At 61.1% G+C, this 19,405-nt stretch carries 23 protein-coding genes; 16 read left to right on the forward strand and 7 right to left on the reverse strand.

Annotation, left to right across the window (positions count from 1 at the left end; translation table 11 throughout):
* Window positions 1-28: 28 nt before the first annotated feature.
* The 3 genes from Q0063_RS09020 to Q0063_RS09030 all read left to right on the forward strand — a co-directional run bounded on the left by Q0063_RS09020 (window position 29) and on the right by Q0063_RS09030 (window position 2,555).
* Window positions 29-838 (forward strand): hypothetical protein, encoded by an 810-nt coding sequence (locus Q0063_RS09020; RefSeq protein WP_297871648.1) that lies wholly within the window; start codon window positions 29-31, stop codon window positions 836-838.
* A gap of 612 nt (window positions 839-1,450) precedes the next feature.
* Window positions 1,451-1,870, forward strand: coding sequence for a cupin domain-containing protein (locus Q0063_RS09025; RefSeq protein ID WP_297871649.1), 420 nt, complete (start codon window positions 1,451-1,453; stop codon window positions 1,868-1,870).
* A 202-nt stretch (window positions 1,871-2,072) separates the two neighbouring features.
* Window positions 2,073-2,555, forward strand: coding sequence for a GNAT family N-acetyltransferase (locus Q0063_RS09030; protein WP_297871650.1), 483 nt, complete (start codon window positions 2,073-2,075; stop codon window positions 2,553-2,555).
* 267 nt (window positions 2,556-2,822) lie between these two features.
* Here the strand turns inward: Q0063_RS09030 and Q0063_RS09035 are convergent, their stop codons facing one another.
* Both Q0063_RS09035 and Q0063_RS09040 read right to left on the reverse strand, forming a co-directional pair.
* On the reverse strand, window positions 2,823-3,404 hold the full coding sequence (locus tag Q0063_RS09035) for a biotin transporter BioY (RefSeq protein ID WP_297871651.1): 582 nt from the start codon (window positions 3,402-3,404) through the stop codon (window positions 2,823-2,825).
* Between the two features lie 132 nt (window positions 3,405-3,536).
* On the reverse strand, window positions 3,537-4,106 hold the full coding sequence (locus Q0063_RS09040) for a uracil-DNA glycosylase family protein (RefSeq protein ID WP_297871652.1): 570 nt from the start codon (window positions 4,104-4,106) through the stop codon (window positions 3,537-3,539).
* Window positions 4,107-4,248: 142 nt separating this feature from the next.
* Between Q0063_RS09040 and Q0063_RS09045 the strand changes: the two genes are divergently transcribed.
* The gene (locus Q0063_RS09045; RefSeq protein ID WP_297871653.1) at window positions 4,249-4,767 is read left to right on the forward strand and encodes a putative ABC transporter permease; all 519 of its coding nucleotides are present in this window, start codon (window positions 4,249-4,251) and stop codon (window positions 4,765-4,767) included.
* 3 nt (window positions 4,768-4,770) lie between these two features.
* Here Q0063_RS09045 and mtnN read toward each other — a convergent pair whose 3' ends face one another.
* Together mtnN and Q0063_RS09055 are read right to left on the reverse strand one after the other, a co-directional pair.
* A complete protein-coding gene (gene mtnN, locus Q0063_RS09050; RefSeq protein ID WP_297871654.1) occupies window positions 4,771-5,454 on the reverse strand; it encodes a 5'-methylthioadenosine/S-adenosylhomocysteine nucleosidase in 684 nt (227 codons plus the stop codon).
* Window positions 5,455-5,478: 24 nt separating this feature from the next.
* On the reverse strand, window positions 5,479-6,708 hold the full coding sequence (locus tag Q0063_RS09055; protein ID WP_297871655.1) for a class I SAM-dependent rRNA methyltransferase: 1,230 nt from the start codon (window positions 6,706-6,708) through the stop codon (window positions 5,479-5,481).
* Between the two features lie 156 nt (window positions 6,709-6,864).
* Between Q0063_RS09055 and Q0063_RS09060 the strand changes: the two genes are divergently transcribed.
* The 3 genes from Q0063_RS09060 (at window position 6,865) to Q0063_RS09070 (ending at window position 10,727) form a co-directional block, all read left to right on the forward strand.
* Window positions 6,865-7,605, forward strand: a complete 741-nt coding sequence (locus tag Q0063_RS09060; RefSeq protein WP_297871656.1) for an N-acetylmuramoyl-L-alanine amidase — start codon at window positions 6,865-6,867, stop codon at window positions 7,603-7,605.
* A 217-nt stretch (window positions 7,606-7,822) separates the two neighbouring features.
* On the forward strand, window positions 7,823-9,370 hold the full coding sequence (gene rny / locus Q0063_RS09065) for a ribonuclease Y (RefSeq protein WP_297871657.1): 1,548 nt from the start codon (window positions 7,823-7,825) through the stop codon (window positions 9,368-9,370).
* A 913-nt stretch (window positions 9,371-10,283) separates the two neighbouring features.
* Window positions 10,284-10,727, forward strand: coding sequence for a hypothetical protein (locus tag Q0063_RS09070; protein ID WP_297871658.1), 444 nt, complete (start codon window positions 10,284-10,286; stop codon window positions 10,725-10,727).
* A 34-nt stretch (window positions 10,728-10,761) separates the two neighbouring features.
* On the opposite strand, the gene Q0063_RS09075 is transcribed toward Q0063_RS09070, so the two are convergent.
* Together Q0063_RS09075 and Q0063_RS09080 are read right to left on the reverse strand one after the other, a co-directional pair.
* The gene (locus tag Q0063_RS09075; protein WP_297871659.1) at window positions 10,762-11,373 is read right to left on the reverse strand and encodes a peptidase M50; all 612 of its coding nucleotides are present in this window, start codon (window positions 11,371-11,373) and stop codon (window positions 10,762-10,764) included.
* A complete protein-coding gene (locus Q0063_RS09080; RefSeq protein WP_297871660.1) occupies window positions 11,357-12,313 on the reverse strand; it encodes a M23 family metallopeptidase in 957 nt (318 codons plus the stop codon). The genes Q0063_RS09075 and Q0063_RS09080 overlap by 17 nt, the downstream gene beginning before the upstream one ends.
* 322 nt (window positions 12,314-12,635) lie before the next feature.
* Here Q0063_RS09080 and rpsT point away from each other — a divergent pair, with 322 nt between their 5' ends.
* The 9 genes from rpsT to Q0063_RS09125 all read left to right on the forward strand — a co-directional run bounded on the left by rpsT (window position 12,636) and on the right by Q0063_RS09125 (window position 18,530).
* The gene (gene rpsT, locus Q0063_RS09085; RefSeq protein WP_293279654.1) at window positions 12,636-12,899 is read left to right on the forward strand and encodes a 30S ribosomal protein S20; all 264 of its coding nucleotides are present in this window, start codon (window positions 12,636-12,638) and stop codon (window positions 12,897-12,899) included.
* A gap of 162 nt (window positions 12,900-13,061) precedes the next feature.
* Window positions 13,062-13,502 carry a hypothetical protein gene (locus Q0063_RS09090; RefSeq protein WP_297871661.1) on the forward strand — a complete coding sequence of 147 codons (441 nt, stop codon included), beginning with the start codon at window positions 13,062-13,064 and terminating at the stop codon, window positions 13,500-13,502.
* The gene (locus Q0063_RS09095; RefSeq protein ID WP_297871662.1) at window positions 13,477-14,283 is read left to right on the forward strand and encodes a TatD family hydrolase; all 807 of its coding nucleotides are present in this window, start codon (window positions 13,477-13,479) and stop codon (window positions 14,281-14,283) included. Before Q0063_RS09090 ends, Q0063_RS09095 begins: the two co-directional genes overlap by 26 nt.
* Window positions 14,276-14,989 carry a DUF4253 domain-containing protein gene (locus Q0063_RS09100; protein ID WP_297871663.1) on the forward strand — a complete coding sequence of 238 codons (714 nt, stop codon included), beginning with the start codon at window positions 14,276-14,278 and terminating at the stop codon, window positions 14,987-14,989. Before Q0063_RS09095 ends, Q0063_RS09100 begins: the two co-directional genes overlap by 8 nt.
* Before the next feature lie 59 nt (window positions 14,990-15,048).
* Complete coding sequence (locus Q0063_RS09105) at window positions 15,049-15,579, forward strand: SMI1/KNR4 family protein (protein ID WP_367180350.1); 531 nt, start codon at window positions 15,049-15,051, stop codon at window positions 15,577-15,579.
* Window positions 15,576-16,409 (forward strand): hypothetical protein, encoded by an 834-nt coding sequence (locus tag Q0063_RS09110; RefSeq protein WP_297871664.1) that lies wholly within the window; start codon window positions 15,576-15,578, stop codon window positions 16,407-16,409. The genes Q0063_RS09105 and Q0063_RS09110 overlap by 4 nt, the downstream gene beginning before the upstream one ends.
* Window positions 16,410-16,487: 78 nt before the next feature.
* Entirely contained in the window at window positions 16,488-17,342 is an 855-nt protein-coding gene (locus Q0063_RS09115; RefSeq protein WP_297871665.1) for a hypothetical protein, read from the forward strand.
* A gap of 14 nt (window positions 17,343-17,356) precedes the next feature.
* Window positions 17,357-17,977 (forward strand): TatD family nuclease-associated radical SAM protein, encoded by a 621-nt coding sequence (locus tag Q0063_RS09120; RefSeq protein WP_297871666.1) that lies wholly within the window; start codon window positions 17,357-17,359, stop codon window positions 17,975-17,977.
* Between the two features lie 313 nt (window positions 17,978-18,290).
* On the forward strand, window positions 18,291-18,530 hold the full coding sequence (locus Q0063_RS09125; protein WP_297871667.1) for a GlsB/YeaQ/YmgE family stress response membrane protein: 240 nt from the start codon (window positions 18,291-18,293) through the stop codon (window positions 18,528-18,530).
* 85 nt (window positions 18,531-18,615) lie between these two features.
* Here the strand turns inward: Q0063_RS09125 and Q0063_RS09130 are convergent, their stop codons facing one another.
* Window positions 18,616-19,014, reverse strand: coding sequence for a VOC family protein (locus Q0063_RS09130; RefSeq protein WP_297871668.1), 399 nt, complete (start codon window positions 19,012-19,014; stop codon window positions 18,616-18,618).
* Window positions 19,015-19,405 lie beyond the last annotated feature (391 nt).

Consider the following 19,405-nt stretch of genomic DNA (forward strand, 5'->3'; position numbering starts at 1 on the left):
CCCATATCATGAGGCGGGAGGTCATATTATGGTTGCTTTGCTGCTTTGGAAGGACCCGCAGAAGGGTCAGAAACGCATACAGATTGAGGAACGTCCCCTGCTGCGGACCCGCTTTTTGTGGGTGGAAATCGCCCGAAGCCCCCATCCGGCGGTCCGGCGGCGCAGGCTGCTGGCGGCGGCCCGGCGGCTGCGGAAGCTGGGCGTTGCCCAGGTTGTTCCCCCGGCGGACTTTTCCCATGGGGCTGTGCTGGAAAAATGCGGTCTGCGCATCACGGGCACGCTGGCCCTCCGCCGGAGCCTGGCGGCGGACTGGGTTCGGGCGGGCCTGGAGGCGGAACGGCTGCCGGTAGCCGGGGCCCGGGTGGCGGTGACGGCTTCAGTCCTCACCGGCGAGGTGGTGCGGACGGTGACGGAGCTGTGCCTGCGGCACCGCTATGTCCTGCTGGACCTGCCCTATGGCGGCGAAGATCTGTGCCGCCAGCTGCGGCGGGAATACGGCGTGTCGCTGCTTCTGGGCCCCTCCAGGGAGCAGTTGGAGGGGGCCGAAGCTTTGGTCCTCTTTGACCTGCGGCGGGACCTGTCCATGGCCAACCCGGTGGTCCTGCGGCTGTATGACGAAACCCAGCCCCTGCCGGCTCTCTCCCTTCCGCCGGAGGCAGAGGCGGCCCTGCCGGAGGAGGCGGACCGGGGCCGACTGCTGGCGGCGCTGCGGGAGGCGGGATGCCTGCGCCGGGAGGACGTGACGGCGGGCGTGGGACCCGCCAAAAGCCCGGAGCCGCTCCAACCTGTCTCCGCTCCGGTGTGGGCCAGGCCGCTCTGGAAAAAAACCGGGCTCTGAGAAAGGATATCGGAATCCGCGGCGCCTTGTCCGGGGCCGGACTCCAGTCCCGGCCCCTCCTGCGGAAAGTCCGGCATCATTGGGAGCACGGGCGGGCGCAGAGGGCCGCCCCTACAGGCGTACAGCCCGCCCCCTGCGCCTCCTCTGCCTGATAAAATATATGAACAGACGCGCCCCCTCTTCTCCAGGGGCGTCTGATTCGCAGATTTTATTTTGCTGGGGACGCCCCCTTGGGCGGCCAAATATGAGGCCCTTGTACCGGCAGGCCGCCGAGGGCGGCGGCCCCTGCATCACGGTCCTGTTATAGTCACCGCAGTTGAAAAGAAGCATCAGCTTCTTTTCAACAAGTGCGGCGATGATTCGCCGCACAGGCCGTAAAACGGCCTTGCGGTGGACTTCATAGTCAGCACAGGGGGCCTTACCCGTCAGCGGCTCCGCCGCTGCTTGAAAATCGGTATCTGCCGATTTTCAACTGTGCTGACTATATAAAATGCGCGCCGGGGCGCTTCCCTCTTCTCCCCGCTTCTTGACAAATGCCTCCAAAGCAGGTACTATAAGCTAAACGGCCCCAGGCCGGCATTTTTCAGTCATCTGTAAAGAGAGGCGAAGGCGATGGAAGCGATGGCGGAAGAGCGCACCTATCCGGTTCCCGCAGAAGAGAGAGCACAGCCAGGCGGCTTTCAAAGCCTGGTGCTGATTCGGATTCAGGACACCCGACCCAAGCATCTGGACGGCGGCAGGACGGTTCTGCGGCCCAGCCTGCCCTATGACGAAACCACCCGGCTGGCCAGCTGCTTCCTGGACCTTTACATCGGCGCCCGCTACGCCCCTTCTCCCTCGGTCAGCGGCTGCATCTGCCGGGCCACGGTTCTGGCCGGCACCATCACCCTGACGGCGGAAGGACAGACCTTTCAGCTTCTGGAGCGGGATGCCCTGCGCTTCGCGGCGGACCAGCCCTATTGCTTTGAGAACATGTCCAGCAGCACCGGACGGCTGCTGCTGGAATACCAGTTCCTGAACGGGCATCTATAGTCACCGCAGTTGAAAAGAATCTATTGGATTCTTTTCAGTGAAGCTCTGCCGTGCAGCGCTTTGGGCCGCATGTACGGCCTTTTGCGCCAGACTTCACAGGAAACGCATGCGCGCCCTGCGCACCGGCGGGCCAAATGTCCGCCGGTTGAAAAGGAGCTTTGTCCCTTTTCAACTGCGCTGACGATATAAAGGAGTACCGCCCATGCACATCCGTACCGCCCTTTTCTCCGACCTCCCCGCCCTGGCGGCGGTGGAAGCCCTCTGCTTCCCTCCCGCCGAAGCCGCCTCCCAGGAGGTTCTGGCCGCCCGGCTCCGGGTCTATCCTCATCACTTCTGGCTGATGGAGGACGAGGGGCGTCTGGTCAGCTTCATCAACGGTCCGGTTACCGACGAACCCCAGCTGCTGGACGCCATGTATGCCGACCCCTCCTTTCACAGGGAAACAGGGGCCTGGCAGATGATTTTCGGCGTGAACACCCTGCCCCAATACCGGCGGCAGGGCCGGGCCGGCCAAGTGATGGAACGGGTGCTGGCCGACGCTCAGGCCCAGGGCCGGACGGGCTGCGTCCTCACCTGCAAGGAGGCCCTGATCCATTACTATGCCCGATTCGGCTTCCAAAACGAGGGGCTTTCCGCCTCCGCCCATGGCGGCGCGGCCTGGTATTCCATGCGGCTGACCTTTTAGGGCCTGTTCACATAAGCCCACGCGCACGTCTTTTCGGCAAATTTTGCCGACTGCTTCGTTAAAAATTTTTGCCGTACGCCAGTACGCCTGCAAATTTTTGCCTCGCATCCGGCTAAAATTTGCTCGAAAATCCGCACATGTGGTTTATATGAACAGCCCCTAGCGAAAACCAAAACAGACAGGAAAAAGCGCCCGGCAGCAGCCGGGCGCTTTTGCTTCGATGGTAGGAAGCGGCTTTGAAGCCGCGGACACGGCGGAATAAGGGTCTCAGGCCTGCTTCACAAACCCCTCCAGGCGGCGGGACAGCAGCACTGCCAGACCCAGCTTGATCAGGTCGGGAATGATGAAGGGAAACACACAGTATCCGCAGGCAGCCAGCAGGCCCATGGGCTTTCCCATCTGGGCGTAGAGGGTCAGATACCAGGCGGTTCCGAAGGCGTAGCACACCGCCATGCCCAGCACGCCGGCAGCAGCCTTCACCGGCAGGCTCTCCCCCAGCCTGGCGGTCAGCAGCCAGTACAGCAGCGCCGTGAAGAAAAAGCCCAGGATATATCCGCCGGTGGTTCCCAGCAACACGCTCAGGCCCCCCCGGAAGCCGCTGAACACCGGCACACCCACTGCCCCCAGCAGCAAATAGGTGACAACGGCATAGGTCCCCCGCCTGCCGCCCAGCGTCAGCAGGGCCGCGAAAATCGCGAAGGTCTGCATGGTGAACTGCACGAAGGGCGCAGGCACAGGCACGGAAATCCAGGCGCACACCGCCATTAAAACGGCGAACAGCGCGATATAGGCCATGTCCCGGGTCTGAAGCCGGGGCGCGGCAGTCCTGTCGGAAGTGGTGGAGCTCATAGGGAAAACGCCTCCTTTGATGTTGAAATTGGTAATAGGATACCGCAGTTTCCCAAAATTGTCAACCGTTAATTTTATACCGGTTTACAATTGGGCCAAAGCAGGGGGACGCCGGAGGCGTCCCCTGTCTCTTTACACTTCCGTATGGACGCAGAGCTCCCGGGCCTTGGCCTGAATGGCCTTCAGGTCCTCGAAGGTCTCAGGCCGCTTGTTCACATCCCGCAGCAGGGCCGCCGGGTGATAGATGGCGGTCATCTGCACGCCGCCCCGGGTAAACCACTGTCCATGCTCCTGGGTGATGCGGAAATCATCCTTGATGATGGCCTTGGCGGCGACGCGTCCCAGGCAGACAATGATTTTGGGCCGCAGCAGGACCGTCTGACGGCGGAGCCAGTCCATGCAGGCGTCCTGTTCCACCCCCAGGGGGTCCCGGTTGTTGGGCGGGCGGCACTTGACAATGTTGGCGATATAGACCTTGGTCCGGTCCAGGTTCACCATCTCCAGCATGTCGTCCAGCAGCTTCCCGGCCCGGCCTACAAAGGGAATGCCCTGCTCATCCTCGTGCTGGCCAGGACCCTCGCCAATCAGCAAAATTTCCGCGTCCTGGGCCCCGTCGCCAAACACGACGTTGTGCCGCGTCTCACAGAGGGAACACCCCCGGCAGGCCAGGCACTCCGACCTCAGATTCTCCCATGTGTCCATCCAAGCCACCTCGTTTCTTTCTTTTTCCGCCCGGTCCTGACAGATCAAGGGCTGTTTCCCCCAGTATAGCATGAAAAAACTGCCGGCGCAAGAGAGGGATACGTTATCCGCTTCCAGGAGAGACTGAGGCCGAGGTGATGACATGATCTTCTGTCTCTGGTATTTTTGGATTTACAGTTTTCTCGGCTGGCTGGTGGAACTGGCCTTTGCCCTGGCCTCCCGTTCCGGGGAACAGCGGCGGCGCTGCTTCCTTCTGCTACCCCTGTGCCCGGTATACGGCCTTGGCATGATGGCGGCGCTGGCTCTGCCGCCCATGGGCTGGCTGGGGCTGACGGTCTGGGGCGGTCTGGCCGCCACGGCGGTGGAATACGCCGTGCACTGGGCCGGGGAGCGCTTTCTGCGCGTGGAGTTCTGGGATTATTCCCAGGTCTCCGGCAATCTCCGGGGCCGGGTCTGCCTGCCCTTCTCCCTGGCCTGGGGGGTCCTGGTGTGGGCGGCGGTCCGGTTCATTCAGCCGGGGGTCGCCGCTTTGGCGGCGGCGGTCCCGGACTGGCTGACCTTTGGCTTCCTGCTGGTTTTTACCGCCGACGCGGTGTGCTCCCTCCGGTTCCTCCGGGAGACGGGAGATTTGAGAGCCATGCGCGCAGCGGGCCCCTATTAAAATTCAGACCCACTCCCTCAGCAGTCCCACCGTGACTTCCGCCACGATTTCACAGGCCCGCTCGCAGTTTCGCTCAAAGGCCTCCGCCCCGCTCTCCTCATCGGTATCCGTAACCGTTCTTACCGCCAGAAAAGGGACCTGATTCACATAACACACATGGGCGGCGCCTGCCGTCTCCATATCCGCCGCCAGAGGAGCATACTTCCGGCGAAGGCGTTCCCGGCCTTCGTTTTCTATGAAGGCCTCGCCTGTGGCAATCGTCCCGAAGACGACCGGATGCCGGGCGGTCTCGGCGTATTTTCTGGCGGCGGAGAGCAGGTCTTCATCAGATGAAAAATAAACCGACGGCATCCAGGGGTGAAATTCCGTCAGGATGTCCTTTGCCACGTCGTGATAAACCGCACGCTCTGCCACGACTGTGTCAAACACCTGAATTTGGGGGTCAATTCCCCCAGCCGCTCCGGCGTTGATGACGGCATCTGCGCCGTAGACCTCAATCAGCAGCTCCGCCGCCACGGCTGCGTTGACCTTACACACACCGCTGTACACCGCCACGGCGGGAATTCCCTGAATTGTTCCCTCGTAAAATTTCAGCATGGCTTTCTCCGTAACCCGGCTGACCTCCATGACCTTTAAAAACGGGGCCAGCTCTGTGTCACTGGCACACAAAATCCCTGCTTTTTTCACAGTGCATATCCTCCCCGTAGCCTGCTAAACCACCTGGAACAGATAGAATTTCAAATAATTGGTTTCCTCCACGCCCCAGAGGATGGGGTGGTCGCAGCTCTGCTGGCGGGCCTCGATCTGCCGCAGGCGGACTCCGGCATCCTTCGCCGCGCTGCGGAGCATGGCCAGGAATTTCTCCTCCTCCGCAAAGTGAGAACAGGAGCAGGTGGCCAGATACCCGCCCCGGGGCAGCAGGCGCATGGCCCTGTAGTTGATTTCCTTATAGCCCGCCATAGCGCTGGCGGCGGTCCTCCGGGACTTGGTGAAGGCCGGCGGGTCCAGGATGATGAAATCATACCGGGGCGGCTCTTTTTCCAAAGAGGGCAGCAGCTGGAAGACGTCCGCCGTCAGAAAGTCCATCCGCTCCGCCAGACCGTTCCGCTCCGCGTTGGTCCGGGCCATCTCCACGGCGGAGGCGGACACGTCCACGGCGGTGACGTGGGCCGCGCCTCCCAGGGCGGCGTTCAGAGCAAAGGACCCGGTGTGGGTAAAGCAGTCCAGCACCGTCTTCCCCGCCGCCAGCCGGGCCACACAGCGGCGGTTGTATTTCTGGTCCAGGAAAAAGCCGGTTTTCTGGCCGTTTTCCACGTCCACCAGGTAGCGCACGCCGTTTTCCGTGATCTCCGTCACCGGGGACTCCGGGGCCGCCTCCCCCGACAGGGGAAACCACCCCTTGTATTTGGGCAGGCCCTCCTTGTCCCGCAGGGCAGCCTCGTTCCGCTCATAAACCCCGCGGATGGTCTGGCCGTCCTTCCGGAGCATGTCCACCAGCAGGGGCAGCAGGGTCCCCTTGACCCGCTCCATGCCCGCCGACAGCACCTGAACGCTGAGCAGGTCGTGAAACCGGTCCACGGTCAGGCCGGGAAACATGTCCGCCTCACCGAAGATAATCCGGCAGGCGTCCAGGTCCTGGGGGTCCATGACGGTCTTCCGGTACTCCCAGGCCCAGCGCAGCTTTCGTTCCCAGAAGGCGGCGTCAAAACGGTCGTTGGCGTTCCGGGAAATCAGCCGGACCCGGATTTTTGACGCCTCCGACAAAAAGCCGGTGCCAAGATAGGCGCCTTTTTTGCTGCGCACATCCACCAGACCGCCGTTTTCCGGCGCTCCGTCCATGGATAAAATCTCCGCGTCATAGACCCAGGGGTGGCCCCGGAGAATGGCGGCCTCCGCCTTGGGCGTGACTGCGGCGCAGGGATAGCTTCGTTCAACTTTCATGATACCAGTCCCTTTTCAATTAGGAATGAGGAGTTAGGAATTAGGAATTGGCCAGGATACTAAAAAATTCCTAATTCCTAATTTCTAATTCCTAATTGATTATAGTAACACATCCGGCGGGAAATTTCCATATATAATAAAGAAGGAGGAATTGCCATGCCTATCATTTATTTGAGTCCGTCGACACAGGAATGGAACAGCTACGTCACCGGCAGCGGCTCGGAGGAATACAACATGAACCTGCTGGCGGACGCCCTGGTTCCTTATCTGCTCTCCAACGGCATCCGCTACAAGCGCAACCGTCCGGATATGACCGCCGGCTCTTCCATCCGGGAGGCCAACCGGGGCTACTATGACCTCTATCTCGCCCTCCACTCCAACGGCGCTCCGGAAGGGCGCTACGGCGAGGAACGGGGCATCATCGCCTTTTACTACCCCGGCAGCTCCCAGGGGCAGCGGGCGGCGGAGCTCATCGCCCAGGAGCTGCGGAAAATCTACCCCCTCCCCGGCAAGGTTACCACCCGCTCCACTACGTCCCTGGGAGAGGTGGCCCAGTCCAAGGCCCCGGCGGTGCTGGTGGAAATCGGCTATCACGACAACTATGCCGACGCCCTCTGGATTGAGGGCCACATGGACGACATCGCCCAGCAGCTGGCCCGGGCCCTGACGGAATTCTTCGGCCTGCCCTTCATCTACCCCATGGACCCGGCAAAGGGCACCGTGACCCTCAGCTGGGGGACGCTGAATCTCCGGAGCTACCCCGCCCCCACGGGAACCGTCATTGCCAACATGCCCAACGGGTCCGCCGTCACCATCTACGGCGAGTGGCAGGGCTGGTACGTGGTCCACTACGGGGACCAGGTGGGCTACGCCGCCGCGGCCTATATCGACCGCTGAGTCCCCCGCCCCCGGCGCGCCCGCAAATATTTCATCGGAATTCTTTAGTAAAGAGATGTTTTTCCTTGACAGCAGTCCCGTAAGCGTTTAAACTAGAAGAGGATTGCCGTCGGGGGGCGAAGGGGGCCCTCCGGTTGTTTTCTATGTTTATCCCAGCGCGCAGAAAAAGACATGGCGCGCAAACATACCATACGAAGGAAATGGAGGAATCACAGCCGTGATACAGATCATCATCACCGCACTGGTCGGTGTGGTGGTCGGCGGCGCGATCTGTTTCCCTCTCGGTATCCGCTATCGGAAAAACGTCTCTGAAAAGGAAATCTCCAGCGCGGAAGAAGAAGGCAAGCGTATTGTCAACGAGGCTATCAAAAGCGCGGAGTCCAAAAAGCGCGAGGCCCTTTTGGAAGCCAAGGAGGAGATTCTGAAAAACCGCAGCGAGTACGAGAAGGAAGTCAAGGAGCGCCGGGCCGACCTGCAGCGGCAGGAAAACCGTCTGCAGCAGAAAGAGGAAAACCTGGACCGGAAGATTGAGAGCGTGGAGAAAAAAGAGGACGCCCTGACCCAGAAGCACGCCGCCATCGACCGGGAAACCGAGGAGATCAAAGCCATCAAGCACAGCCAGACCGAAATGCTGGAGCGGATCTCCGGCTTCACCACCGAGGAGGCCAAACAGTATCTGATTGACCAGGTGGAGTCCGAGGTCATCCACGAGACCGCCTTGAAAATCAAAGAGGTCGAGTCCCGCATGAAGGAAGAATGCGAGGCCCGGGCCCGTGAGGTGGTGGCCCAGGCTATTCAGCGCTGCGCCGCCGACCAGGTGGCCGACATGACCGTCAGTGTGGTACCCCTGCCCAATGACGAGATGAAGGGCCGTATTATCGGCCGGGAAGGCCGCAACATCCGCACCATCGAAACTCTCACCGGCGTGGATCTGATTATTGACGACACGCCGGAGGCCATTACCGTCAGCTGCTTTGAGCCTGTCCGCCGGGAAATCGCCCGGCTGGCCCTGGAAAAGCTCATTGCCGACGGCCGCATTCACCCCACCCACATCGAGGAAATGGTGGAGAAGGCCCGCCGGGAGGTGGACGCCACCATCAAATCCGAGGGTGAGCGGGTGGTCTTCGAGTGCGGCGTGCGGAACCTGCACCCGGAGCTTGTGAAGATGCTGGGCCGCCTCCACTACCGCACCAGCTACGGACAGAACGTTCTCCAGCACTCCGTGGAGGTCAGCCATATCGCCGGCATGATGGCCGCGGAGCTGGGTGTGGACGTCCAGGCCGCCAAGCGGGCGGGCCTGCTCCACGACCTGGGTAAGTCCGTGGACCACGAGATGGAGGGCACCCATGTGGCCCTGGGCGTGGAATTCGCCCGGAAGTACAAGGAACGGGACGATATCATTCACGCCATTGAGGCCCATCACAACGACGTGGAGCCCCGGACCATCGTGGCCTGTCTGGTTCAGGCTGCCGACGCCATCTCTGCCGCCCGGCCCGGCGCCCGGCGGGAGAATCTGGAAAACTACATCAAGCGCCTGGAACAGCTGGAGACCATCACCGGAACCTACCCCGGCGTCGACAAGGCATATGCCATTCAGGCGGGCCGGGAGGTCCGGGTCATGGTGAAGCCCGAGCAGGTTTCCGAGGACCAGATGGTCATTCTGGCCAGGGACCTGGCCAAGAAGATCGAGGAAGAGATGGAATACCCCGGCCAGATCAAAGTCCACGTCCTGCGGGAGACCAAGGTGGTCGAGTACGCAAAATAGCACCGATCAATCACAAATCCCCTCCGGCTCTCCGGAGGGGATTTGTTCCAGAATTTCATTTTTGGGGATATGGGACCTTTATATCGGTGCGGCCAAGCAGGGACCGCTTTCGCGGGGAACCAGAGAGGCTTTGCCTCTCTGGACTCTCCACCAGGGGGGACACCCCCCTAGGACCCCCCGATGTCGTCGGCGCAAGCTGCACATCCCTCGCCCTGTCTCGCGGGGGACAGGTCTCGTCCGTTCCGCTGCACCTCCTCCCCCCACCGAAACCGCTGACACTGGGTTTCGGTGGGGACCCCATGACGGGGGACGAGGGACGCGCAAGAGTTACCGACAGTCTGATACGCAAGTCTTCAGGCCGCGGCGTAGCTCAACGGGAGCTGGCGGTCACTGAACGAACATATTTCTCTTTCCACTGCCGTTCGTGCAGACCAGATGAAAGCTCTGTACCTCTACCAGTTTCTAACGAAAGCGGCGGTAAACAAGAAAGCCAACGGAAGCGCCAATTGAGCGGCAGCGGGGAAACACGAACCGTCCTTTCATTGCCCTCCCAACCCCCGCTTGCACTGTGCCGTGGGCTGGAGTCTTGCGAATCGGGGCTCTGCAGCTCTTGCGCGTACGTCTTTCTCTCTTTTGGACCGTCCACGGCCCGTTTTCTCTCTTTCTGCGCTCAGAAAGAGAATGGGGCCCCCACGGTCACCCAACGAAGCGGTGACCGTGGGGAGAGGAGACGCAACGGAACGGACGAGACCTGTCCCCCCGCGAGACAGGGCGAGGGATGTGCAGCTTGCGTCGACGACTATGGGGGGTGGAATGAACCAGCCATCTTAATGGCTGATGACCACCCCGCGCGTCAGCGCAAGAAAAAACTCCGCGGCCAGAAGGGCCGGACCTTCAGAAAGGAGTCATTACCATGAGTATCCAGAACATTTCAGAGGCTTTGCCTTATACGCAGGCCCCCCAGGCATCCCCCTGCGCCGGCACCTCCGGCCCCGCCTTCCGGGAGCTGCTGGACCAGCGCCAGCCCCCGGCTGCCGAAAGTGAGGCGGACAACCCTTCCCCGGACCACAGCGAGTTTGTGAAAGAGGACCTGGTATCCGCCCTCTACCAGGCCCGCCTCACCATGCTGGAGCGGATGAAGCTGGGCAAAGAGAAGCAGGACGAGGAAGAGGCCTGGGATCACCTGATGGAGCAGGTGGACGCCTGGATTGAATCGCTGCGGGGAGAGGGCGGCGTCGAACGGGCCGCCCGGGCCTACGCCGCCGTCAAAACCGACGAAGCGGACCGGGTACGGCCCCGGAGACAGCCCGCCGACGCCATTCTGGACATGCTGGCGGCACAGCTCCAGGGGGAATAAGAGAGAAGGCAGGAGGGGAATCCCCTCCTGCTTTTCAGCTCCCCCCATGCCGCCACAAGACCCCTGGACCGGGGAGCCAGGGCAGCGCCCCCCAGTAAAGACAGGCCCCCAGCATGGGCAGCAGCCACAGGTTTCCCCCGCCCCGCCACATCAGAAAGGCCAGGAACGCCGCCAGCGCCGCGGCCGTGGCCGTGCCAAGACAGCGGGCCGCCCACTCCCCTGCCGCCGGTCCCGCCAGCCAGGAGACCAGCAGCTCCAGCGCCCTCCCTCCATCCAGGGGACGGATAGGCAGGAGGTTAAAGACACACAGCACCAGCTGCGCCCCGGCGGCGGTGCTCCAGCGGCCCCGGTCCAGGACAGTCAGGGCCATTGCCGCCAGCAGATTGGCGGCAGGCCCCGCCAGCACGGCGGCCAGTTCCCCGGCATAGGAGAGAAGGCCCTCCGTCTCCAGCACCGCCCCCAATGTGCTGATTCGAAGGCCGCCGGCGCGGCCCCCCAGACAGCGGAGCACCAGCCAGTGTCCCGCCTCGTGGACGGCGGCGGCGGACAGCACAATGGCCAGCAGCCGCCAGCCGTTCACCAGGACAAACCACGCGGTCAGGAGAACGAAGCCCCCGGACACCTGGAGCCTAGGCCGCGGCAACATAGTAAATGGGATTCAGATACACGCCGTCCCGCTGGAGCTCAAAATGAAGATGGGGTCCGGTGGCCATGCCGGTCTCCCCTACCTCGGCAATCTTCTGGCCCCGCGTGACCTCTGTGCCGGAGGACACCACCACCCGGCTGCAATGGGCGTAAAGGGTGGAATAGCCCCCCTCGTGGGCCACGATGCAGTACCGTCCGTAGCTGCTGCTCTCTCCCACGGCGGTGACATGTCCGTCGGCAAAGCAGTCCACCTCCGTACCGGTCCCCGCCGCCAGGTCCACCCCGTAGTGAAACCGCTCCTCTCCCTCCACCGGGTGTTCCCGGTATCCGAAATCGGAGCTCAGCACGCCGCTGACCGGCGTACAGTAATCAAAACCCAGAATGGCCTGTTCCATGCTGACGGTCTCCGGCAGATTCTCCTCGGAATACAGGATATAGGCCAGGGTAGAGGCCGAGTCCTCCGCCGCTTCAGCCGGCGGCGCCTCCTCCGCACTCCCCTGTTCCTCCTGGGGCCGGTAGGCCCGCAGACCCTCCAGAGCCGCCCCCTCCCGGAGCTTCAGCGTCCTTTGGCTGGCGGTCTTCGCCGCCTCTGCTGCCTCCTGGGGATGGAACACCGCCTGATATACCTCTGATGCCGTGCCGCCTCCCTCTCCGGCAAAGGCCCGGCCCACAGCGGAGAACACCGCCTGCACATCCATATTCTGTCCCATAGCCGCCGCCAGCCAGGAATTGAACTCCTCCATCCGTCCCGGAAGCAGCAGCTTTGCCGCCACCAGCAGCACAAAGGCCGCGCCGCAGGCCACCACCTGGGCCAGCCGCCGGAGCTCCCTGGGGTTCAGAGGCTCATTTGGGCGGACGCTCCGCTTTCCGGCTCCGCCAACCGGGCGGCGCCGTCCTGCGGACATGGCCTGTATCCTCCGTCCCGTCTGCCGTGAGGTCATATGGTTCCCCTCCTCTGTTCTGTCCTGTATCCGCTGACGCCGCCTGCCCTTCCGCCGGACTCGATGAGACCCGCTTCCCTGTGACCTTGAAAACAGCCCCCGGTCCGGCAAGAACAGTCTCCGCGCATCCAGCATCACCGGCTGTGAATACAGCTTCTTACCCTTCCAGCCTATGAAAACAGGCCCTTTGAAATGCCAGGAAATTTTCCTGCCGGAAATATGTAAAAAAAACCTTGCTTTTTGTGGATTTCCCTGTTAGAATATAGGTCTGTACGGGGGAGTGTGATTCCCCTCAAGAATTAAGCCAAGGGAGGTGTTTGGTTTGCCGAATATCAAGTCTGCCAAGAAGCGGGTTCTCATTGGAAAGGCCCGGAACGCCCGCAACAAGGCCACGAAATCCGATCTGAAGACCGCGATTAAGAAGTTTGAGGCCGCTGCCGCAGAGGGCAATCGCACCGATGCCGATGGCGCTTACAAGGTTGCGGTGAAAAAGGTCGATCAGGCTGTGGCGAAGGGCGTTCTCCACAAGAACGCGGCCGCTCACAAGAAGAGCGCCATGACCCTGAAGCTCAATCGAATCGGTTGACCCCGGCGGCGGGGGCTGTTCAAAGGCTCTCCTCCAGCGGGAGAATTGACGATCTTTCAGGCTTTTCTGTCCTGATTCCGTCAGGCCAAAAGGGCATCCGTTACGGATGTCCTTTTTGTTTTTCCCGCCCCGCTCTGCGGCATCCGGTCTGGGAGGTATTTCATGAATATTCACAAGCTGGTTCCCCGGCCCCTCACTCAGGAGGAGACGGAGACCATTGAGCACTTTCGTTATTATTTCAGCTTCCGGAAAACCTTTGCCCTCATCGGACGGCACACTGCGGCGGTGCTGGGGGAGGACGGCGGAGCGGGTCTCGAAGCGCTCCGCCAGACGGCCCTGGCGGCCATGTCCGCCCTGCTGCAAAGACCGCCGGATTTCAGCGCTTATGTGATGGACGACGGCTTCGGCCTGACGGCCATGGACGGAGAGATTTACACCGTCAGTCCGGAGCGGCTGTCCCAGGAGGAAATCGCCTCGGGGAAGTTCGCCTTTCCTGGGGCCCTGGTGCTGCGGAACCAGTGTCTGGAAGCCTGCGAAGCCGGGGAAATTTTAGCCATTGTCACAGAGGAGGCGGAACATGGAGACCCCTATGCGTCTGTTTGACACCCACGCCCATTACGATTCCAGCGCCTTTAACCCGGACCGGGACGATGTGCTGGCGGCTCTGCCCGCCGCCGGCGTCGGTCTGGTGGTGGACCCCGGCTGCGATCTCCCCAGCTCCCGGGCCGCCCTGGCCCTGGCGGAGCGCTTCCCCCATGTCTATGCCGCCGCCGGTATCCATCCCTCTGACTGCGCCGGAACCGGCGAGGAAGACTATGCCGCCCTCCGGGAGCTGTGCCGCCACGAGAAAACCGTGGCCATGGGGGAAATCGGCCTGGACTATTACTGGAAGGAAAATCCGCCGAAAGAATTCCAGATCGTAGTCTTCCGGCGGCAGATTGAGCTGGCCCTGGAGCTGGACCTGCCGGTAATCGTCCACGACCGGGAGGCCCACGGGGATTCCCTGGCGGTGGTGCTGGACTACCCGGAGCTGCGGGGGGTGTTCCACTGCTTTTCCGGCAGTCCCGAGATGGCGGAAATTCTGCTGAAACGGGGCTGGTATCTGGGCTTCGACGGACCCATTACCTATAAGAACGCCGCCAAAGCTCCAGAGGTGGCCGCTGTCACGCCTCTGGACCGCATTCTGATCGAGACGGATTCCCCCTACCTCACGCCGGTCCCCTTCCGGGGGAAGCGGAACGACAGCCGGAACCTGCCCTATGTGCTGGAAAAGCTGGCGGAGTGGAAGGATATTTCCGTGGAGGAACTGGAACAAGTCACCTGGGAAAACGGCCTGCGGCTGTTTTCCAAAATTGGCAGAAATGGAGGAATTTCTAATGCTTGAAAACCTGAAAGCCTATTTGGGCTGTCCCTGCACCGAGATTCCTGCCGGGACGCCGGTGGAGACAATCATGGACCTCTATCAGGCCGCAAAGGCCCGGAGCGTCCAGGAGGGCTTTGTGCCGCTGCTGATTTCCGCCGCAGACTGGGAGGAGGACGCGGAGCTCCCCCGCAAAAAATCTCCGGCGGAGTATCTGGAGGAGCTTCGGGCCGCCATGCCGGAGGGCAGGACCTTCTTTGAAGAGCGGACTGCTTATTTCAAGGAGTCCGCGAAGGAATACGGCTATTCCTGGCCTGACGAATCCATTCTGGGCCCCATGGAGGGCGGCGATGTCATCGACCGCTTCCTGGGCATCTGCAATTATCAGGACAAAACCATTCCCATGGTGCTGGCGGAAGTCCCGGCGGAGCACCCCTGGGAAGTCTTCGCATGGATGCCCTTCGGCGGCTGGAACGAGTGCCCCAGCGACGAGGAGCAGATGGCGGCGGCAAAATACTGGTTCGAGAAATACGGAGCCGTGCCGGCCGTCATGACCCGGGACGTGCTGGAATACGACCTGCCCGCCCCCACGCCCCGGGAGAGGGCCATGGAGCTGGCGATGGAACAGTTTACCTTCTGCCCGGACATCGTGGAGCAGGGCTGCGGGTCCATCGGGAGGCTGGCGGATGGGCTGTGGCAGTCCGACAAGTGGTTCTTCTGGTGGGACTGACCTCCAGTTAGAAATTAGGAATGAGGAATTAGGAATTTTATTGTAAGGGAGCGCTGTTTATGCACTTTGATGGTTTTGATTTCACCGGCTTCTGGGAAGAATCTGCTTATTCCAGAAAATTTGACGGCGGGCCCCTGACGCCGGAAAAAATTGCCTCAGCGGAGGCCGCATTGGGGTACAAGCTCCCTGCCTCCTATCTCCAGCTGCTGGAGACCCGGAACGGCGGCGTGCCTGTCAACCGCTGCTTTCCCACCGGCGAGCCCACCAGCTGGGCCGACGACCATATCGCCATTGAGACCATTTTCGGTGTGGGAAAGGCGGCTGGCAATATCGTAGACGAAACCCGTCTGATGGTGGAAGAATGGGGTTATCCTGCCATTGGGATTGCAATCTGCGACTGTCCTTCGGCGGGGCATGACGAGATTTTTCTGGATTACCGGGCCTGCGGTCCCCAGGGGGAGCCCAAGGTGGTGCACGTCGACCAGGAAGACGATTACTGCATCACGCCCCTGGCGGATACGTTTGAGGAATTCATCCGGGGCCTGGTGAACGACAGTGAATTTGACTTCGATGAGGACGAGGATGAATGAGGCGGTTTTACCGGCTGGGCTCTCTGTTTTTGGTCCTCCTTCTGCTGACGGCCTGCGGCGCCCCGCCGGAGGAACCGGAAGAGCCGCCGGAAGAGGTCTTCGCCCTGCCTGAACTGGGTCCGGCGGGGTCCGTCTCCGCCCGGGCCATTCGGACAACAGGATCAGCCATAAATATTACGCACCCCACCTCCACAAATTCGATACAGCGGGAATATGTTCCGCCCTCTCCCATCGCCGAGCTGCCGGAGGCGGACGCCGCCTTTTACGCCGTGGACTCGCCGGACAGTCAAGAACCCCGCGCGTGGCTCGAGTGGGGAGACAGCCTCGTGAAATATGACGGGAGCTTTGCCGCGCCCCAGCCGGTCTCCCCCCGCCTCTGGTGTTTTGACGTCGACAGCGACGGGAAAGACGAACTGATCCTCGTCTTCTTCACAGGTACCGGCACCGGGGTTTCCATTGAAGAACTGCATGTGGTCAAGCGCTTTCCGGACCATAGCTGCATCGACTACGCTCTCCCTCAAAGCCTCTGGCAGGAAGAGGTCCCCAAGCTGTTCGACACCGCTGAAATCAATGGCAGGACCTTCGCCATACTGGGCCATGAGCTGACGGAATTCGACGGTGAGGGGCTGGATTTGGATACGGTCTCCTCCGGGCTGATCGCCGGGTTCAGCATAGAGGAATGGGGCGGACTCCGGTTTCGGGGCGCCTTCTGCCTGAGCCCGCCGGACAGTGCGGTCCCTCGCTACGTGGCGTATACTTCGGCCGAAGTCCTCTATCGAAACGGCGTGTTTACCCTGCATGATTTTCACCTTTACAGCTATGATCAATAAAGGGATACCGGCTATGAAAGAGGCATCCATTCGGGGCCTGGTGAACGACAGTGAATTTGATTTCGAGGAGGACAAGGATTGAGAACGCTGCTTCCTGTTCTGCTGGCGCTGCTGCTTTTGACAGCCTGCGGCACGGACGCAAAACCGGCTATGGAGGTTCTGGAGGTTCCGGCCTTTTCCCTGCCGGAGACGGCGGACGCGGAGCCGGTTTCCGCCCCCGCCGTGGTGACGGAGGGCCGGGCCCCGGCGGAGGACTACGACCTGCCGCCCTCTCCGGCGGCAGTGCAGGAACATCCCCGTTACAACATGGAGCGCTGGGCCTCCGGCGGGGTCATCGAGCTTCTGGCGGAAGCGCCGGAGGCGGACGCCGCCTTTTACGGCCTGCCCTATTCCCAGGACGCCCAGGAAACCGCCCTGATTCGCTGGGGGGACAGTCTGGCGGAATTCGACTGGTATTTTGCCACGCCCCGGATGTTCCCGCCCCGCATGGCCGCGATGGACATGGACGGCGACGGGGAAAACGAGCTGGCGGTCCTGACCTACACCGGCAGCGGCACCGGGGTCTCCGTCTACGACCTGCACGTGCTGGAGAAAAACCCGGACGGGACTCTGACCGATTACGCCATGCCGGGGAGCCTCTGGCAGGAGCAGGTCCCGCCTCTGCTGCGATTCGTCCAGACCGGCGGCAGAAACTTCCTGATTTTGGGCCGTGAGCTGCTGGAAATTGATACCGATTATATCCCGGAGGACGGGACAGCCCCCTCCACCGGATGGATTGCGGATTTCCGCCTCCTGCCGGAAGAGCGTGCCGTCCAGCTTCTGGGCGCAGTGGACCTTTGGAAGACCACAAACTACGTAGCCGATTATACCGCCAATGTCGGATACCGGGACGGCGTGTTTACGCTCTCCCAGTTTCATCTGCAATCGTTTTAAAAGGAGCACCATCTATGGAAAAAGGCTTTACCATCACATATGAATACGGGGAAAACCTGTATGTCAATACCACCAACCGCTGTAACTTCAACTGTGAGTTCTGCCTCCGGCACAACGGACACGGGGGAAGCATCTACACCCACAACCTGTGGCTGGAGCGGGAGCCCACCCGGGAGGAAATCCTGGCGGACATCGAGAGCCGGGACCTCTCGAAGTACAGGCAGCTGGTGTTCTGCGGCTTCGGGGAACCCAGCTACCGCATTGAGGATATCTGCTGGGTCATCGACCAGCTGAAGTCCCACGGCAAAAAAATCTTCACCCGGATGGACACCAACGGCACAGGGAATCTCATCCATGGCCGGGACATCACGCCGGACTTTGCCGGGCGGTTCGATATGGTGTCCATCTCCCTGAACACCGACACCGCAGAAAAGTACGACGCCCTCTGCCACCCGGTCCAGTCCGGAGCCTATGAAGCCATGAAGGACTTTGCCAGAGAGCTGCGGCAGTACGTGCCCACGGTGATGATGACGGTGGTGGACACCATCCCCGCAGAGGAGATTGAGAACTGCCGGAAAATCTGCGAGGAGGAAATCGGCGCAGTCTACCGGGTCCGGGAATATATCGAAGACTGAGTTGCTTTTCCTGAAAGAATAGTAACCAAAAGAATTTTGGGGTTCGCTTCGCGGTCTCCTATAGGAAATCCTGTCAGTCTGTAGAGGCTGGCCTCTGTGCCCGCCCGCCGGTCAACAGCCTGCATGGAAACGGGCCGGGTCAGAGCCCGGCCCCTACAAAATGGCCGGAAATATGACGTCGAATTAGAATTTCCTAAAAAAAGTAATCTGAAAGAATTTTTGCTTCCGTTGCCGGTCCTCTGCCGCGTGGAACCGGCTTCCGGATTCTCCCCGCCAATCACGCGGCTCACAAAAAAGAAAGGAAATACTGATCATGTTTCGTTTACTGGGTTCTCTGATTATGGGCGCGCTGGTAGGCTGGATTGCCGGAAGGCTGATGAATTCCGGCGGCAGCCTGTTGCAAAATATCATAGTGGGCATCGTGGGTTCCGCCGTGGGCAGCGTGCTCTTCGGCCTGCTGGGCTTCTACGCGTTCGGCTGGCTCGCCAATCTGGTGGTATCTGTTGTGGGCGCCTGCGTCTTTATCTGGCTGGGGCGGAAGCTCTTCCACTGAGCCTGCAAAACCTGCAAAAAACGCTTTCACCTTTTGGGTGAAAGCGTTTTTTCAACTTTTTCGAGTTTTGCAACTTTTTTGACTCTTACAGCATTTGCAGCAGTTCGATCTGCTCCCCAGAGGGGCCGGTGAAAAACCAGTTCTGGAGACCGCCGAACAGCTCCGGCAGAACCTTCTTTTCCGGCGTCAGGAAGGTATCCACCCCCGCCGCCCGAACAGCGGCGGCTGCGGCGTCCAAATCGTCCACCAGAATGGCGATATGGGGAATGTTCCCCTCCCCCATGGGCATGGCCGTGGGGCTCTGAATCAGCTCCAGAGTGACGCCGCCTATGGACACCAGGGCCAGCTTTTTTTCTCCCTCCGGAGCGGCCACGCCGCCCCGTCCCTTTACGCTTCCGCCCAGCTTCTCATAGAAAGCGATGCTCTCCTCCATATCCCGGGTATACACGGCCACATGGCCCAAGCCCAAAGAATGCTCGTTCATGTTATCTCTCCTCATACAGACCAAAGAGGGACCCGAAGGCCCCTCTTTGAAATTTATCGTACTTCCTTCAGCCCCGGCTGCCGCATGTCTGCGTCGCCGTCGCTCCAGCCTGGTCAACCGCCAGACTCCCAGAGCGCGCTAAAGTTCTTTTGGTTCCTTTTCTTTCAAGAAAAGCCGTACTTCCTTCAGCACCGGCTGCCGCATGCCCGCGCCGCCGCCGCTCCAGCCTGGTCAACCGCCAGACTCCCAGAGCGCGCTAAAGTTCTTTTGGTTCCTTTTCTTTCAAGAAAAGCCGTACTTCCTTCAGCACCGGCTGCCGCATGCCCGCGCCGCCGCCGCTCCAGCCTGGTCAACCGCCAGACTCCCAGAGCGCGCTAAAGTTCTTTTGGTT

Source organism: uncultured Oscillibacter sp. (assembly GCF_947654275.1).
Lineage (GTDB): Bacteria > Bacillota > Clostridia > Oscillospirales > Oscillospiraceae > Oscillibacter.

Coding starts and splice junctions, on each gene's coding strand:
- Q0063_RS09020 (WP_297871648.1), top strand. CDS start 29: ATGGTTGCTTTGCTGCTTTGGAAGGACCCGCAGAAGGGTCAGAAACGC.
- Q0063_RS09025 (WP_297871649.1), top strand. CDS start 1,451: ATGGAAGCGATGGCGGAAGAGCGCACCTATCCGGTTCCCGCAGAAGAG.
- Q0063_RS09030 (WP_297871650.1), top strand. CDS start 2,073: ATGCACATCCGTACCGCCCTTTTCTCCGACCTCCCCGCCCTGGCGGCG.
- Q0063_RS09035 (WP_297871651.1), bottom strand. CDS start 3,404: ATGAGCTCCACCACTTCCGACAGGACTGCCGCGCCCCGGCTTCAGACC.
- Q0063_RS09040 (WP_297871652.1), bottom strand. CDS start 4,106: ATGGACACATGGGAGAATCTGAGGTCGGAGTGCCTGGCCTGCCGGGGG.
- Q0063_RS09045 (WP_297871653.1), top strand. CDS start 4,249: ATGATCTTCTGTCTCTGGTATTTTTGGATTTACAGTTTTCTCGGCTGG.
- Q0063_RS09055 (WP_297871655.1), bottom strand. CDS start 6,708: ATGAAAGTTGAACGAAGCTATCCCTGCGCCGCAGTCACGCCCAAGGCG.
- Q0063_RS09060 (WP_297871656.1), top strand. CDS start 6,865: ATGCCTATCATTTATTTGAGTCCGTCGACACAGGAATGGAACAGCTAC.
- Q0063_RS09070 (WP_297871658.1), top strand. CDS start 10,284: ATGAGTATCCAGAACATTTCAGAGGCTTTGCCTTATACGCAGGCCCCC.
- Q0063_RS09075 (WP_297871659.1), bottom strand. CDS start 11,373: ATGTTGCCGCGGCCTAGGCTCCAGGTGTCCGGGGGCTTCGTTCTCCTG.
- Q0063_RS09080 (WP_297871660.1), bottom strand. CDS start 12,313: ATGACCTCACGGCAGACGGGACGGAGGATACAGGCCATGTCCGCAGGA.
- Q0063_RS09090 (WP_297871661.1), top strand. CDS start 13,062: ATGAATATTCACAAGCTGGTTCCCCGGCCCCTCACTCAGGAGGAGACG.
- Q0063_RS09095 (WP_297871662.1), top strand. CDS start 13,477: ATGGAGACCCCTATGCGTCTGTTTGACACCCACGCCCATTACGATTCC.
- Q0063_RS09100 (WP_297871663.1), top strand. CDS start 14,276: ATGCTTGAAAACCTGAAAGCCTATTTGGGCTGTCCCTGCACCGAGATT.
- Q0063_RS09105 (WP_367180350.1), top strand. CDS start 15,049: ATGCACTTTGATGGTTTTGATTTCACCGGCTTCTGGGAAGAATCTGCT.
- Q0063_RS09110 (WP_297871664.1), top strand. CDS start 15,576: ATGAGGCGGTTTTACCGGCTGGGCTCTCTGTTTTTGGTCCTCCTTCTG.
- Q0063_RS09120 (WP_297871666.1), top strand. CDS start 17,357: ATGGAAAAAGGCTTTACCATCACATATGAATACGGGGAAAACCTGTAT.
- Q0063_RS09125 (WP_297871667.1), top strand. CDS start 18,291: ATGTTTCGTTTACTGGGTTCTCTGATTATGGGCGCGCTGGTAGGCTGG.
- Q0063_RS09130 (WP_297871668.1), bottom strand. CDS start 19,014: ATGAACGAGCATTCTTTGGGCTTGGGCCATGTGGCCGTGTATACCCGG.